Source organism: Streptomyces sp. NPDC001668 (assembly GCF_042893155.1).
GTDB lineage: Bacteria > Actinomycetota > Actinomycetes > Streptomycetales > Streptomycetaceae > Streptomyces.
On record NZ_JBIAUQ010000003.1, the window covers coordinates 156,765 to 172,304 of the forward strand.

The 15,540-nt window shown below is 70.6% G+C and carries 12 protein-coding genes; 4 read left to right on the top strand and 8 right to left on the bottom strand.

All coding sequences use genetic code 11. From position 1 onward, the window contains the following. Positions 1-159 precede the first annotated feature (159 nt). Positions 160-336, top strand: coding sequence for a hypothetical protein (locus tag ACFYZ8_RS10405; RefSeq protein WP_389049791.1), 177 nt, complete (start codon positions 160-162; stop codon positions 334-336). 126 nt (positions 337-462) lie between these two features. Here ACFYZ8_RS10405 and ACFYZ8_RS10410 read toward each other — a convergent pair whose 3' ends face one another. Continuing rightward, positions 463-1,035: a TetR/AcrR family transcriptional regulator gene (locus ACFYZ8_RS10410; RefSeq protein WP_359030950.1), complete on the bottom strand. Its 573-nt coding sequence runs from the start codon at positions 1,033-1,035 to the stop codon at positions 463-465. 76 nt (positions 1,036-1,111) lie between these two features. Here ACFYZ8_RS10410 and ACFYZ8_RS10415 point away from each other — a divergent pair, with 76 nt between their 5' ends. Next, a complete protein-coding gene (locus ACFYZ8_RS10415; RefSeq protein WP_388534184.1) occupies positions 1,112-2,635 on the top strand; it encodes an MFS transporter in 1,524 nt (507 codons plus the stop codon). A 55-nt stretch (positions 2,636-2,690) separates the two neighbouring features. On the opposite strand, the gene serA is transcribed toward ACFYZ8_RS10415, so the two are convergent. The 6 genes from serA to ACFYZ8_RS10445 form a co-directional block, all read right to left on the bottom strand. Further along, on the bottom strand, positions 2,691-4,280 hold the full coding sequence (gene serA, locus ACFYZ8_RS10420) for a phosphoglycerate dehydrogenase (RefSeq protein ID WP_359030948.1): 1,590 nt from the start codon (positions 4,278-4,280) through the stop codon (positions 2,691-2,693). Positions 4,281-4,514: 234 nt separating this feature from the next. Further along, positions 4,515-5,513 carry a ketol-acid reductoisomerase gene (gene ilvC / locus ACFYZ8_RS10425; RefSeq protein WP_030315968.1) on the bottom strand — a complete coding sequence of 333 codons (999 nt, stop codon included), beginning with the start codon at positions 5,511-5,513 and terminating at the stop codon, positions 4,515-4,517. A gap of 110 nt (positions 5,514-5,623) precedes the next feature. Beyond that, a complete protein-coding gene (gene ilvN, locus ACFYZ8_RS10430; RefSeq protein WP_033526862.1) occupies positions 5,624-6,151 on the bottom strand; it encodes an acetolactate synthase small subunit in 528 nt (175 codons plus the stop codon). 21 nt (positions 6,152-6,172) lie between these two features. After that, on the bottom strand, positions 6,173-8,017 hold the full coding sequence (locus ACFYZ8_RS10435) for an acetolactate synthase large subunit (RefSeq protein WP_359030947.1): 1,845 nt from the start codon (positions 8,015-8,017) through the stop codon (positions 6,173-6,175). A gap of 207 nt (positions 8,018-8,224) precedes the next feature. Continuing rightward, positions 8,225-11,224: a putative bifunctional diguanylate cyclase/phosphodiesterase gene (locus ACFYZ8_RS10440; RefSeq protein ID WP_389049793.1), complete on the bottom strand. Its 3,000-nt coding sequence runs from the start codon at positions 11,222-11,224 to the stop codon at positions 8,225-8,227. Between the two features lie 440 nt (positions 11,225-11,664). Next, positions 11,665-12,627 carry a 2-hydroxyacid dehydrogenase gene (locus tag ACFYZ8_RS10445; RefSeq protein ID WP_388534191.1) on the bottom strand — a complete coding sequence of 321 codons (963 nt, stop codon included), beginning with the start codon at positions 12,625-12,627 and terminating at the stop codon, positions 11,665-11,667. 74 nt (positions 12,628-12,701) lie between these two features. Here ACFYZ8_RS10445 and ACFYZ8_RS10450 point away from each other — a divergent pair, with 74 nt between their 5' ends. Together ACFYZ8_RS10450 and ACFYZ8_RS10455 are read left to right on the top strand one after the other, a co-directional pair. Beyond that, positions 12,702-13,700 carry an aldo/keto reductase gene (locus ACFYZ8_RS10450; protein ID WP_388534194.1) on the top strand — a complete coding sequence of 333 codons (999 nt, stop codon included), beginning with the start codon at positions 12,702-12,704 and terminating at the stop codon, positions 13,698-13,700. A gap of 413 nt (positions 13,701-14,113) precedes the next feature. Beyond that, positions 14,114-15,292 carry a PQQ-dependent sugar dehydrogenase gene (locus tag ACFYZ8_RS10455; RefSeq protein WP_388534197.1) on the top strand — a complete coding sequence of 393 codons (1,179 nt, stop codon included), beginning with the start codon at positions 14,114-14,116 and terminating at the stop codon, positions 15,290-15,292. Here the strand turns inward: ACFYZ8_RS10455 and ACFYZ8_RS10460 are convergent. Further along, positions 15,285-15,515, bottom strand: a complete 231-nt coding sequence (locus tag ACFYZ8_RS10460) for a DUF6191 domain-containing protein (RefSeq protein WP_388534200.1) — start codon at positions 15,513-15,515, stop codon at positions 15,285-15,287. The two genes, ACFYZ8_RS10455 and ACFYZ8_RS10460, sit on opposite strands and share 8 nt — an antisense overlap. Positions 15,516-15,540: the final 25 nt, after the last annotated feature.

Here is a 15,540-nt window from a genome sequence, read left to right on the forward strand (position 1 = left end):
GCGCGGAGCGTCTGGGTCTCGGGCGGACGGCCGTGGACGGAACCGGACTACCGGCCCACCCTCACCACCGCGGACACCGCGTCCGCCATCCGGCGGGTGACCAGCACCTGAGCCCGGCCAGAGCCCGGCCATGACCAGCGGCCGACGCCAACGCTGCTCGTGCCGGACGAGCCGGTACCGGCACCGTCCCCCTGCGCGGACATCCGTGGCGCGCAGGGGGTCGGGGCGCGGAGCGTCTGGGTCTCGGGCGGACGGCCGTGGACGGAACCGGACTACCGGCCCACCCTCACCACCGCGGACACCGCGTCCGCCATCCGGCGGCTGACCAGCACCTGAGCCCGGCCATGACCAGCGGCCGACGCCAACGCTGCTCGTGCCGGACGAGCCGGTACCGGCGCCGTCCCCCTCCGTCCGGGCCGGCGTCCTCACCCTGCTCGCCGACCGAGGTGCGTCGGCGCCGTGTCACGCGCGCGTGGCGGCCTCGATGACCTGCCGCAGGCCCTCCGTGAGGGTGTCCGCGTCGGGCGCGCTCTTCGGGTCGAAGCCCCACTGGCCGATGAGTCCGGTCATCAGCGCCAGGTAGAACCGGCCGAGGGTGTCGGCGGTCTCGTCCGTCACCTCCTCCTCCGGCACGCCCATGAGGATGGACACCAGACCACGCCCGCCCTCCCGCTGGGCACGGACCAACTGGTCGCGCACCTCGGGCAGCTGGTCACCCATGCCCATGACCTCCAGGCTGAGCCGCCAGATCGAGCCGGGCTCGCGCATGGTGTCGACGATGGTGGCCCACACCTCCCGGAACCGCTCCAGCGAGCCGGGCGCACCGGTGAATCCGTCGCCCCCCTCGAAGGGCACCTCCTCCACCAACGCGATGTACGCCTGGCCCAGAAGGGCGTCTTTCGAGCCGTAGTGATACCCGATGGACGCCAGGTTCGTCCCGGACTCCCTGACGATGTCCCGCGCGGTGGTGCGCAGGAACCCCTTCTCCAGCAGGCAGCGCTTGGCGCCTTCGAGCAGATCCTCGCGATGTCCCATGCCCTCAGCCTATCTAGACAAGCGATTTATACAAGCGTCATAGACAAGCGTTTAAGACGCTCGTATAGTCACCGGCATGACGAACCCGAATCCCGCCCATGCCCTGGCCGGCCGCCGCGAATGGACCGCCCTCGGCGTCCTGATGCTTCCGCTGCTCCTGGTCTCGATGGACGTCTCCGTCCTCTACTTCGCGATCCCCGCGATCAGCGCCGACCTGAAGCCGAGCGGCACCCAGCAGCTGTGGATCTTCGACATCTACGCCTTCGTCCTGGCCGGCCTGCTGATGACGATGGGCTCCCTGGGCGACCGCATCGGCCGCCGCAAGCTGCTGCTGATCGGCGCGGTGGCGTTCAGCGCGGCTTCCCTGGCGGCGGCGTACGCGAACAGCGCCGAGATGCTCATCGCCGCCCGCGCGGTGCTCGGCATCGGCGGCGCGACCCTGATGCCGTCGACGATGGCGCTGGTGCGCACGATGTTCACCGACTCCGGCCAACGCGCGAAGGCGATCGGCATCTGGTCCGGCGTGATGACGGCCGGCATCGCCCTCGGCTCGGTGATGAGCGGTGTGCTGGTCGAGTACTTCTGGTGGGGCTCGGTCTTCCTGGTCAACCTGCCCGCGATGGTGCTCCTGCTGGTCCTCGGCCCGATCCTGCTGCCCGAGTCCAGGGCCTCCGCGCCCGGCCGCTTCGACCGGCTGAGCGTCCCGCTGTCGATGGCCGCGGTGCTGCCCGTCGTCTACGGCCTGAAGGAGATCCCCTCCGACGGCTGGAACGTCCGTTACGTCGTCTCGATCACCGTCGGCCTGCTCTTCGCGGCTCTGTTCGTCCACCGCCAGCGCACGACCGCGAACCCGATGATCTCCCCGGCCCTGTTCCGGGGCCGCGGTTTCGGGCCGTCCGTCGCCCTGAACCTCATCTCCTCGTTCGCGATGATGGGCTCGGCCTACTTCACCACGCAGTACCTGCAGTCGGTGCTCGGCAAGAGCGCGCTGGAAGCGGCCCTGTGGGCGCTGCTGCCCTCGGTGCCGATCGGCGCCGCGGCCCCGTTCGCCACTTCCCTGGTCCAGAAGGGTGTCGACCGCGCCCACGTCATCACCGCGGGCTTCGCGATCGGCGCGGTGGGCTACGCGCTGCTGGCCTTCAGCGGCACGGACTCGATGTGGCTGGTCCTGACCGCGTGCGGCATCCTCGCCGTCGGCATCGTCACCGTGATCTCCCAGGTCACCGACCTCGCGATGGGCAGCGCCCCGGTGGAGCGGGCCGGCTCGGCGTCCTCCCTGATGGAGACCGGCGCGGAGTTCGGCGGCGCCCTCGGGATGGCGGTCCTCGGCTCCATCGGTACGGCGGTCTACCGCCACGAGATGCCGGGTTCGGCGCCGGACGCGGCCCGCGAGACCCTGGGCGGGGCGCTGGCGGTGGCCGACCGCTTCCCGGGCCTGGCGACGACGGCCAGGGAGGCGTTCACCAGCGGGATGCAGGGGGCGGCGATCGCGGGGGCGGTACTGCTCGCGGGGGCGGCGGTGCTGGCGGCGGTGACGCTGCGAGGAGTCGACGTGCGCAAGGAGACACCGGAGCCGGAATCTGAGCAGTCACTCGCATGAGAAGAGGCTGGGCGGACCGGGAGTCCCGGTCCGCCCAGCCTCTTGTCGTGACGCCTCAGACCAGGTTCACCGCGCGCGCCGACGTCGCCCCGATCTCCTCGGCCACCTCGGTCAGCACCCCGGCCGGAACCGTGTCGTCCACGGTGAGGACCGCCAGCGCCTCGCCACCGGCGATCGCCCGCGAGACCTGCATACCGGCGATGTTGATACCGGCCTCGCCGAAGATCCGGCCGACCGTGCCGACGACACCGGGACGGTCCTCGTACTTGAGGACGACCATGTGGTCGGCGAGGGCCAGATCGACGTCGTACTCGCCGACCGCGACGATCTTCTGGAGGTGCTTCGGCCCGGCCAGCGTGCCGGAGACCGACACCTCCTCGCCGCTGCCGAGCGTGCCGCGCACGGTGACCACGTTGCGGTGGTCGGCCGACTCGGAGCTGGTCGTCAACCGCACCTCGACACCGCGCTCCTGCGCGAACAGCGGGGCGTTGACGTACGACACCGTCTCGGCGACGACGTCCTCGAAGACACCCTTGAGGGCGGACAGCTCCAGCACCTTCACGTCGTGCTGGGTGATCTCGCCGTACACCTCGACGTCGAGGCGGACCGCGACCTCACCGGCGAGCGCGGTGAAGATGCGGCCGAGGCGCTCGGCGAGCGGCAGGCCCGGCTTGACGTCCTCGGCGATGACACCGCCCTGGACGTTCACCGCGTCGGGCACCAGCTCACCGGCGAGCGCGAGGCGCACGGAGCGGGCGACCGCGATACCGGCCTTCTCCTGGGCCTCGTCGGTGGAGGCACCGAGGTGCGGGGTGGCGACGACCTGGTCGAACTCGAACAGCGGGGAGTCCGTGCAGGGCTCCTTCGCGTACACGTCGAGCCCGGCACCGGCGACCCGGCCCTCCTTGAGGGCGGAGTACAGCGCCTCCTCGTCGACGATCCCGCCACGCGCCGCGTTGACGATCCGCACGCTCGGCTTGACCTTGCGCAGCGCCTCGTCGCCGATGAGACCCACGGTCTCGGGGGTCTTGGGCAGGTGGACGGTGATGAAGTCGGAGACCTCGAGCAGCTCGTCCAGCGACAGCACCTTGACGCCCATCTGGGCGGCGCGGGCGGGCTGGATGTAGGGGTCGTACGCGACGACCTTCATGCCGAAGCCGGACATGCGCTGGGCGACCAGCGCACCGATCCGGCCCAGACCCACGACACCGAGGGTCTTCTCGGCCAGCTCCACGCCCGTGTACTTGCTGCGCTTCCACTCGCCGTTCTTCAGCGCGGCGTTGGCCTGCGGGATGTGGCGGGCGGTGGCGACGATGAGCCCGCAGGCGAGCTCGGCGGCGGTCACGATGTTGGAGGTGGGGGCGTTGACGACCATCACGCCGGCCTTGGTGGCGGCGGAGACGTCCACGTTGTCCAGGCCGACGCCGGCTCGTGCGACGACCTTCAGCTTGTTCGCGGCGGCGATGGCCTCGGCGTCCACCTTGGTGGCGGAGCGGATCAGGATCGCGTCGACGTCGGCGATGGCGGGGAGCAGTTCGGCTCGGTCCGCTCCGTTGCAGTGCCGGATCTCGAAGTCCGGGCCAAGCGCGTCCACGGTCGCGGGCGACAGCTCTTCAGCGATGAGTACGACGGGTTTCGAGCTCACGTGAGTCCTCACAAGTCCATTGCGTGCGGACGGCCGTCCCGACGGCCGCAGGCGGTGGAGGGTACTGGCCGCGTGGAAGACGCACGACGCTGTGGGCCTGACGCGTATGTTGTGCGCCAGTGTAGTGGCGCGGCAGGGGTCGTCTTACGCCTCTGCGGAAGGATCACCCGTCCGTGCTGCGACGGGTTGGACAACGGGGCCGGAGCTGTCCGCTCCGGCCCCGTGGCCTGAGGCTTACGCCTCCTCGTCGACCCAGCTCATCAGCTTGCGCAGCTGCTTGCCGGTGGTCTCAAGGAGGTGCTCGGAGTCCTGCTGCTTGTACTCGTTGTACTTCTTCAGGCCGCCGTGGTACTCGGCCATCCACTCACGGGCGAAGGTGCCGTCCTGGATCTCGGCGAGGACCTTCTTCATCTCGGCCTTGGTGGCGTCGGTGATGATCCGCGGGCCGGTGACGTAGTCGCCCCACTCGGCGGTCTCGGAGATCGACCAGCGCATCTTCTCCAGGCCGCCCTCGTACATGAGGTCGACGATGAGCTTCAGCTCGTGCAGGCACTCGAAGTACGCGATCTCCGGCTGGTAGCCGGCCTCGGTCAGCGTCTCGAAACCGGCCTTGACCAGCGCGGCCGTACCACCGCAGAGAACGGCCTGCTCACCGAAGAGGTCGGTCTCGGTCTCCTCGGTGAAGGTGGTCTTGATGACGCCCGCGCGGGTGCCGCCGATGCCCTTGGCGTACGACAGCGCGAGCGCGAAGGCGTTGCCCGACGCGTCCTGCTCGACGGCCGCGATACACGGAACGCCGCGGCCCTCCTCGTACTGGCGGCGGACCAGGTGGCCCGGGCCCTTGGGGGCGACCATGCAGACGTCGACGCCCGCCGGCGGCTTGATGAAGTCGAAGCGGATGTTCAGGCCGTGGCCGAAGAACAGCGCGTCGCCGTCGTTCAGGTTGTCCTTGATGGACTCCTCGTAGACCTGGGCCTGGATCGGGTCCGGGACCAGGATCATGATGACGTCGGCCTCGGCGGCGGCCTCGGACGGCGTCACCACGCGCAGGCCCTGCTCCTCGGCCTTGGCCTTGGACTTGGAGCCCTCGTGCAGACCGACACGCACGTCGACACCCGAGTCACGGAGCGACAGCGCGTGGGCGTGGCCCTGGCTGCCGTAACCGATGACCGCGACCTTGCGGCCCTGGATGATGGACAGGTCGGCGTCGGCGTCGTAGAACAGCTCGGCCACTTTGGGTTCTCTCCTTGTGTGCAGGTGTTGCGTCCCACCGTATGACGGCGGGCTGAGATGAAGTTTCGGGGTCTCGGTATACGGGCGGCCCGGGCCGCCCGCACCCGGTGTCAGGCGCTGCGGTCGAGTGCGCGCAGCGAGCGGTCCGTGATCGAACGGGCGCCGCGGCCGATCGCGATGGTGCCGGACTGGACCAGCTCCTTGATGCCGAAGGGCTCCAGCATCTTGAGCATGGCGGACAGCTTGTCGCTGGAGCCGGTGGCCTCGATGGTGACGGCCTCCGGGGAGACGTCGACGGTCTTGGCGCGGAACAGCTGGACGATCTCGACGATCTGGGAGCGCGTCTCGTTGTCGGCGCGCACCTTCACCAGAACGAGTTCCCGCTGAACGGCCGAGCCGGGTTCCAGTTCGACGATCTTCAGCACGTTGACGAGCTTGTTGAGCTGCTTGGTCACCTGCTCCAGCGGCAGTTCCTCGACCACGGTCACCACGATGGTGATCCGGGAGATCTCGGGGTGCTCGGTGACACCGACCGCGAGCGAGTCGATGTTGAACCCGCGGCGGGAGAAGAGGGCGGCGATCCGGGCGAGGATGCCCGGGGTGTTCTCCACCAGGACGGAGAGCGTGTGCTTGGACATGATCTGCTTCCTTTACGGCTCTCAGTCGTCTTCGTTGTCGCCGAAGTCGGGGCGGACGTCCCGGGCGGCCATGATCTCGTCGTTGGAGGTGCCGGCGGCGACCATCGGCCACACCATCGCGTCCTCGTGGACGATGAAGTCCACGACGACGGGGCGGTCGTTGATGGAGTTGGCCTCCGCGATGACCTTGTCCAGGTCCTCCGGGCGCTCGCAGCGCAGACCCACGCAGCCCATCGCCTCGGACAGCTTCACGAAGTCCGGCACGCGCGTGCCCTTGGCGTCCGGGTTGATGTCCTCGGGGCCGCTGTGCAGCACGGTGTTGGAGTAGCGCTGGTTGTAGAAGAGGGTCTGCCACTGGCGGACCATCCCGAGGGCGCCGTTGTTGATGATGGCGACCTTGATCGGGATGTTGTTCAGGGCGCAGGTGGTCAGTTCCTGGTTGGTCATCTGGAAGCAGCCGTCGCCGTCGATCGCCCAGACGGTGTTGCCCGGCATGCCGGCCTTGGCGCCCATGGCGGCCGGGACCGCGTAGCCCATGGTTCCGGCGCCGCCGGAGTTCAGCCAGGTGGCGGGCTTCTCGTACTGGATGAAGTGCGCGGACCACATCTGGTGCTGGCCGACGCCCGCCGCGAAGATCGTGCCCTCGGGGGCGAGCTGTCCGATCCGCTCGATGACCTGCTGCGGGGAGAGCGAGCCGTCGGCGGGCAGGTCGTAGCCGAGCGGGTAGGTCTCGCGCCAGCGGTTCAGGTCCTTCCACCAGGCGCTGTAGTCGCCCTGGTGGCCCTCGCTGTGCTCCTTCTGGACGGCCTGGACCAGGTCGGCGATGACCTCGCGGGCGTCACCGACGATCGGCACGTCGGCGGCGCGGTTCTTGCCGATCTCGGCCGGGTCGATGTCGGCGTGGACGATCTTGGCGTGCGGGGCGAAGCTGTCCAGCTTGCCGGTGACGCGGTCGTCGAATCGGGTACCGAGGGCGACGATCAGGTCGGCCTTCTGCAGCGCGGTGACGGCGGTGACCGAACCGTGCATGCCCGGCATTCCCACGTGCAGCGGGTGGCTGTCGGGGAATGCGCCGAGCCCCATCAGGGTGGTGGTGACGGGGGCTCCGGTGAGTTCCGCGAGGACCTTCAGCTCGGCGGTGGCGCCGGACTTGATGACTCCGCCGCCGACGTAGAGGACGGGCCGCTTCGCCTGGGTGATCAGCTTGGCGCCCTCGCGGATCTGCTTGGCGTGCGGCTTGGTCACCGGGCGGTAGCCGGGCAGGTCCATGACGGGCGGCCAGGAGAACGTCGTCTTCGCCTGGAGCGCGTCCTTGGCGATGTCGACCAGGACCGGGCCCGGACGGCCGGTGGAGGCGATGTGGAAGGCCTGGGCGATGACCCGTGGGATGTCCTCGGCCTTGGTGACGAGGAAGTTGTGCTTGGTGATGGGCATGGTGATGCCGACGATGTCCGCCTCCTGGAAGGCGTCCGTGCCGATCGCCTTGGAGGCCACCTGCCCGGTGATCGCCACGAGCGGCACCGAGTCCATGTGGGCGTCCGCGATCGGGGTGACCAGGTTGGTGGCACCGGGTCCCGAGGTCGCCATGCAGACGCCGACCTTGCCGGTGGCCTGCGCGTATCCGGTGGCCGCGTGCCCCGCGCCCTGCTCATGACGGACCAGGACGTGCCGCACCCGGGTGGAGTCCATCAGCGGGTCGTACGCCGGAAGGATGGCACCGCCGGGGATACCGAATACCGTCTCGGCGCCGACCTCCTCGAGAGAGCGGATGAGGGACTGCGCGCCCGTGACGTGCTCGGGGGCGGACTGCTGTCCTCCGGATCGGGGCCGCGGCTGCGGATGGGCCCCGGTGGCCTGCTCGGTCATCGTCATTCTCTTCTCGATGCTGAGGGTGTGAAGCTGGGGTGGGGAGGCTGGGCAACAAAAAACCCCTCGTGCCGTAAGGCAAGCGAGGGGAGCGCGCCGGGTGGGGATCGCTGAGCGGTCAGTGGCTCAGCGTCAGCCGACGCGCTTTCCAAGTACGAGAATTCGGGTGCGCATGAGACTGACCCTCCCCCCGGCACGCACCCACTGTCAAGTGGGTGGGACGGGAGTCTCATTATGTGAGCGGAGGGTCGTCCCACCACCGAGGACCGCCGTCATGCTTCCGGTGTACACCCCCGAACCGCCCCCCGCGAACGCGGGCTCCGCGGGGCCGTGCGGCACCGGATAGTGCCCCGAGGCCAGCGCCCTGCGCAGCCGGTACTCGTCCAGCGGCCCCGAGAACGCCATGCCCTGCCCGTGCGTACAGCCCATCGCGCGCAGGGCGACCACCTGTTCGGGAAGGTCCACGCCGTCGGCCACGGACTGGAGTCCGAGGTCTCCGGCGATACGGAGCAGCCCGTTGGTGATCTTGTGCAGCCGGGCGGACTCCACGACGCCCTCGACCAGGCTGCGGTCGAGCTTCAGGACGTCCACGGGGAGTTTGCGCAGCGCGGTGATCGCCGCGTAGCCGCTGCCGAAGCCGTCCAGGGCGATGCGGACCCCGAGGCGCCGGATCGCGGTCAGCCGGCGCTCCAGCTCGTCCAGGGAGACCCGGGGGTCCGCGTCGGAGAGCTCGATGACCAGGGAGCCCGACGGCAGCCCGTGCCGGGTCAGCAGTGCCTCGACGGACCCCAGGGGCAGCGAGCGGTCCAGCAGCCGCTGGGCACTCATCCGGACGGCCACGGGCACGGTCAGCCCGTTCACCGCCCGCTCGGCGGCCTGCTCCACCGCCTCCTCCAGGATCCAGCGGCCCAGCTCCTGTGTCCGGTCGCTGTCCTCGGCCACGCGCAGGAACTCGGCGGGCGTGAACAGCACCCCCTGGGAGGAACGCCAGCGCGCCTGGGCGGAGACCGAGGTGATCCGGCCGTCGTCCAGACGGACGACGGGCTGGTGCAGCAGGGCGAACTCGCCGTCGTGCAGCGCGGCACGCAGGCGTGTGGCCAGTTCCGCCTTGCGTACGACGTCCTGCTGCATCTGGGGCGCGTACAGCTCGACCCGGCCCTTGCCGCCCGCCTTGGCGCGGTACATCGCGAGGTCCGCGTTGCGCAGGATCTCGCCCGCTCCGAGGCCGGGCTCGGCGAAGGCGACGCCGATGGAGGCGGCGACCCGGACATCGTTGCCGTCGATGAGGTACGGCTGCGAGAGCGTGACCCTGAGGCGGTCGGCGAGCTCCAGGATGTTGCCCTCGCGCGCGGTACGGTCCCGGGTGCCGTCCCCGACGATCAGCGCGGCGAACTCGTCCCCGCCGAGCCGGGAGGCGGTGTCCCCGTACCGGACCGCGTCCTGCAGTCTGCGGGCGGCCTGGACGAGCAGTTCGTCCCCGGCCTGGTGCCCGATCGTGTCGTTGACGGCCTTGAAGCCGTCCAGGTCGATGAAGAGGACGGCCGTGCCGCGGTCGGAGGAGCGGCGGCCGGACAGGGCCTGCTGGACGCGCCGGGTGAACAGGGCGCGGTTGGGCAGGTCGGTCAGCGGGTCGTGCTCCGCGTTGTGCTGGAGCTGCGCCTGCAGGCGCACTCTCTCGGTCACGTCCCGGCTGTTGAAGATGAGGCCGCCGTGATGGCGGTTGACGGTGGACTCGACGTTGAGCCAGCCGCCGTCGCCGGACCGGAAGCGGCACTCGATGCGGGTGGTGGGTTCTTCGAGCGGGTTGGCGGCGAGGAAGCGGCGCACCTCGTGCACCACGCAGCCCAGGTCCTCCGGGTGGATGAGACCGGCCAGTTCCGTGCCCACGAGGTCTTCGGCGGGGCGTCCGTAGACCCCGGCGGCGGCCGGGGAGACGTAGCGGAGGATGCCGTTGGGCGCGGCGATCATGATGACGTCGCTGGAGCCCTGCACCAGGGAGCGGAAGTGGTTCTCCTTCTGCGCGAGTTCCTGGGTGAGGGTGATGTTGTCGAGCAGCATGATGCCCTGGCGCACCACGAGGGCGAGCACCACGGTGCCGCCGGTGAGGAGCACCACGCGGTCCACGCTGCGGCCGTTGAGGACGTTGTAGAGGATCCCCAGGGTGCAGACGGCGGCGGCGAGATACGGGGTGAGCGCGGCCAGCGACCCGGTGATGGGGCGGGTGACCGGATACCGGCCGTGGTCACCGCCCTGCGCCCCCTGCGCGGACGGGTGGTGCTGGATCCCGAAGCGCTGCCTGGGCAGGTGTTCGTGCACCACACGCGTCTGCCCTGCCGGTCGCTGCCGGTCGGCGTCCGGCTGCCGGGGCGCGGCCCAGGGGGCGTAGGCGAGGAGCAGGGAGCCGGCGAACCAGCCGGCGTCCAGCAACTGGCCGGAGCGGTAGTTGTTGTGCAGCAGCGGCGAGGTGAACAGGGCGTCGCACATCACGGTCAGGGCGAGCGCGCCGATCGCGGTGTTCACCGCGGTGCGGTTGACCGCCGAGCGCCGGAAGTGCAGTGCGAGGACCATGCTGACGAGGGCGATGTCAAGGAGCGGGTACGCCAGGGACAGCGCGGTGTGCGCGACGCTCGGCCCCTCGGACTTCGCCGCCTGGGCGAGGGCGAGGCTCCACGCGAGCGTCAGCAGCGAACCGCCGATCAGCCAGGCGTCGAGGCCCAGGCAGACCCAGCCCGCCTTCGTCACCGGCCGCTTGGCGAGGACCAGCAGGCCCACGATGGCGGGCGGCGCGAAGCACAGGAAGAACAGGTCGGCGTAGCTCGGGTCGGGGACGTCCCGGCCCAGGACGACCTCGTACCACCCCCAGATCAGGTTGCCGAGCGACGCCATCGTCGAGGACAACGCGAAGAGCAGCCACGCGGGTCGAAAGCGGACCCGGCGGTTGCGGGCGTAGACGAAGCACGACACGGCGGCGGTGCCCGCCGCGGCGCTCAGCCCGAAGTCACCCATGATCAGGGCGGCTTCGCGGGTGCCCCAGCCGAACGCGGAACCGACGGCGTATCCCGCGCACACCAGGGCGAGGACGAGTTGGTGGACCAGGTTCGGCCGGCCACGGGAGGCCGGCGGCCGGGAGGGCAGCAGCGCCCCCCGTGCGGGCCGGGCCCGCAGCGCTCCGTCGAGCGTGGTCGTGGGAGACGGGGGCGAGCTCACCGGGTCCTCCCGGTCCGCGCCGCTCCGGGGTCCCGGGGGTCCGGGTGCGCCGGGTGCGCATGCCTCCTGCGGCTGTTGTGCCTGCGGTGATGATGGCTGTGGTGACCGCCGTGACCGGCGTGGTGGCCGCGTCTGCGCGCGGCTGTGTGCCAGGGTCGGAGCCGGCGGCCCCGCCGCGTCGGATCGTTGGTCCATAGGCCGTGCATCGCCCGTCGCCCCCCTCACAGTCTGCAATGTCCATCCCCGGCGCCGAACGGTGCGCGGCGCAGCCCCTGTCGGGACGATACACCAGTCTCGTCACTCAGGGACATAGTTCCTCTACGCTCCGTGACGACCAGCGGCGATGCGGGTACGGACCGCGTCCGAAAGATTGCGGAGGGTACCGGAAACGGATTACACGCCTGTTGCGCGCCCGCGCCCGGCAGCGCGCTTCGTACGCGTCACGCGCCGTCTGGTCCCGTCGTAAGGATCACGTTGCGCAGCGGCTCCTGGTTCACATAACGGTTCAACTGGTCCGCCAACAGGCGCTTGGCGCGCGGCATGAACGCGGACGTGGGTCCACCCACATGGGGACTGATGAGTACGCCCGGCGCCTGCCACAAGGGGTGACCCTGGGGCAGCGGCTCGGGATCGGTGACGTCGAGGGCGGCGGTGATGCGGCCGGTCTCCAGTTCGGCGAGCAGGGCCTTGGTGTCGACGACCGGCCCTCGGGCGACGTTGACCAGCAGGGCGCCGTCCTTCATACGGGACAGGAACTCCGCGTTCACCAGGCCGCGGGTGGTGTCGTTCAGCGGGGTGGAGAGGATGACGACGTCCGCCTCGGGGAGCAGGGCGGGGAGTTCGGCGAGCGGGTGCACGGGGCCGCGCTCCGTGGTGCGCGCGGAGCGCGCGACGCGCACCACCCGCGCGACCTCGAAGGGTACGAGCCGGTCCTCGATGGCGGCACCGATGGAGCCGTAGCCGACGATGAGGACGCTCTTGTCGGCGAGGGCGGGGCGGAACGCGCCCTGCCAGAGCTCCTGTTGCTGGGCGCGGACGAACTGGGGGATGCCGCGCAGCGAGGCCAGTGTCAGCGTGAGCGCGAGCTCGGCGGTGCTCGCCTCGTGGACACCGCGCGCGTTGCACAGCACCACTCCCGGCACGATGTCCGACAAACGCGCCAGGACGTCGTCGACCCCGGCCGTGAGCGTCTGGACCAGCTTGAGGCTCCGCATCTGCGGCAGCGGCCGGACCTTGACCGGCTGCCGCTTCATGTACGGCACGACGTAGATCTCGCAGTCCGCGGGATCGCCGGGGTACTCCTGGTCGCCGTCGTCACCCCCGTCCCAGAACAGGTAATTGGGCCCTTCGGGGAGCCCGGTGATCTCGTCCGGCGGGATGGGGAGCCACACGTCAGCAGTCATGCCTGGAGGCTATGTCAGGCGCCCGGGAGCCCAGAGGTTAGGTTGGGGGCCGGAAGAGGGAGGGTCACGAGCAGGTGGAGCGCAGGACGATCGGCGCGGCGGCGCTCGCGGTGGGAGCCGTCGGACTCGGGTGCATGCCGATGAGCTGGGCCTACAGCGGTTCGCGGCAACGGGGCGACGAGTCGGTCAGGGCCGTGCACCGGGCGCTCGATCTGGGCTCGACGCTGCTGGACACGGCCGACATGTACGGCCCGTTCACCAACGAGCTGCTGTTGGGGCGGGTGTTGAAGGAGCGGCGCGAGGACGCGTTCGTGTCGACCAAGGTCGGTCTGCTGGTGGGCGAGCAGCACATCGTGGCCAACGGCCGCCCCGGCTATGTGAGACGGGCCTGCGACGCGTCCCTCCGGCGGCTCCAGACCGATGTGATCGACCTCTACCAGCTGCACCGCGAGGACCCCGAGGTCCCGGTCGAGGAGACCTGGGGCGCGATGGCGGAGCTCGTACAGGCGGGAAAGGTACGGTCGTTGGGGCTGTGCGCGATGGGGGCGCGGGGCGGGCGCCGCTCCGGGACCCGGCTGTACGACGCGACGATCCGGCAGTTGCGGCGGGTCCAGCAGGTCTTCCCGGTCAGTGCGGTGCAGGCGGAGCTGTCGGTGTGGTCGCCGGAGGCTCTGGAGACGCTGGTGCCGTGGTGCGCCGCGCGTGGCATCGGCTTCCTGGCGGCGATGCCGCTCGGCAACGGCTTCCTGACCGGCACCCTCACCCCGGGCGAGGGCTTCGAACCGGATGACGTCCGTGCCCGCCATCCCCGCTTCACCGCCGAGATGATGGCCGCGAACCAGCCGATCGTCTCCGGCCTGCGCCGCATCGCGGCCCGCCACGGGGACGCCGTCACCCCGGCCCAGGTGGCACTGGCCTGGGTCCTGGCGCAGGGCGGCCACGTGGTCCCGGTACCGGGCACCAAACAGGAGCGCTGGGTGACCGAGAACGCGACGGCAGCCACCCTGCGCCTCACTGCACAGGACCTCACGGAGGTGGCGGAACTGCCGGCGGCGCAGGGGTCCTGGGACTAGCGGTTCCACGGAAGCCGGGGCCACGGACCGGCAGGCCTGCGGCTGAGCAGGGGGCCGGGACCGGCAAGCCCGAGGCTGGGCAGGGGCGTTGAGCCTTCGGCCGCCCCCGGCGCACGCCGCAGCCCCCGCGAGCCTGCCCGCCACGCACGGCGCGTGAACCACCGGCCTGCCCGACCAGGGACGGCCGCAGATCAACAAACCTGCATGGGATGAGCGGGCCCGCCCCCGGCACGCACCCCAGACCCCAGCGGCGCGCCGACCGGCCGCGGACAGCAAGCCCGCCGCCGGCACACCGGCGCGCACACGCACCGCGAGGCCCGCGGGAGCGGGTGTGCGCATCGGGTCCCGGAGATCGGGAACCTGTGAGGCGCGAGCGGTGTATGACAGGTAGAACCCGCCGCTGCGAAGGGACCATGATCGTGCATCGTCGAGCTGTGACGGCCGTGCTGGCCGCGACCACGCTCCTGCTGACGGCCGGCTGCTCCTCCGACGGCGGAGGTGGGGACGGCCCGCCGGGCGGCGGCGACAGCGCCTCATCGAGCACTGCGGCCCCGGGGTCCTCCCCCACCCGGCAGGCCGCGGAGGCGACCCCGCCGGCGAAGGGCTCCGTGAAGGTGGTGCGTACGGTCGCCCAGGGTCTGAAGACCCCCTGGGGCCTCGCCCCGCTCCCGGACGGCGACCTGCTCGTCTCCTCACGGGACGAGGGCACGATCACCCGGGTCGACGGGCAGTCGGGCAAGAAGACGGAGCTGGGCCGGGTCTCCGGGGTGTCCGCGGCCGGCGAGGGCGGCCTCCTGGGCATCGCCCTGTCCCCGGACTACGCGTCGGACCACATGGTCTACGCCTACTTCACCTCCGACTCGGACAACCGCGTCGTGCGGATGGTCTACGACGAGCGGAAAGCGTCCGGCGAGCAGTTGGGCGCCCCCGACACCGTCTTCAAGGGCATCCCGAAGGGCTTCATCCACAACGGCGGCCGGATCGCGTTCGGCCCGGACGGCATGCTGTACGCGGGCACGGGTGAGAGCGGCAACACCGGCCTGTCCCAGGACCGTGAGTCCCTGGGCGGCAAGATCCTGCGCCTGACCCCGGAGGGCGACCCGGCGCCGGGCGACCCGTTCCCGGACTCCCCCATGTATTCCTACGGCCACCGCAATGTGCAGGGCCTCGCCTGGGACCCCGAACAGCGGCTGTTCGCCTCGGAGTTCGGCCAGGACACCTGGGACGAGCTGAACGCGATCAAGCCGGGCGACAACTACGGCTGGCCGACCGTCGAGGGCAAGTCGGACGACAAGAGGTTCCACAATCCGATAGCGCAGTGGCACACCGACGACGCCTCCCCCAGCGGTCTCGCCTACGCCGAGGGCTCCCTCTGGATGGCCGGTCTGAAGGGTCAGCGCCTGTGGCGCGTCCCGTTGAAGGGCACGGCGGCCTCGGCCGACCCGCAGGCGTTCCTGAAGGGCGAGTACGGCCGGCTGCGCACAGTGGTCTCCGCGGGCGGGGACAAGCTGTGGCTCGTCACCAGCAACACCGACGGCCGGGGCAGCCCCAAGGCGGGGGACGACAGGATCCTGGAGCTACAGGTCAGCTAGCCGGACGCTCGCCCGAGTCCGAGTCCGAGCCCGAGCCCGAGTTCTCGCCGCCGCCCTCGTCCGGCCTGGGCCGGCGGACGACGACCTTTCCGGACGTGAGATCTATCGGTCCGCGTCCCGGGTCGCCGTCGCCGACGTCCTCACGGGTCAGTTCGAGCCGCTTCTGCTCGTCATGGCTGTGCTTGCGGCCGGGCGCGAACAGTTCCTCGAACATGTTGAACATGCGGCCTCCCTGCCGGTTCCCTACA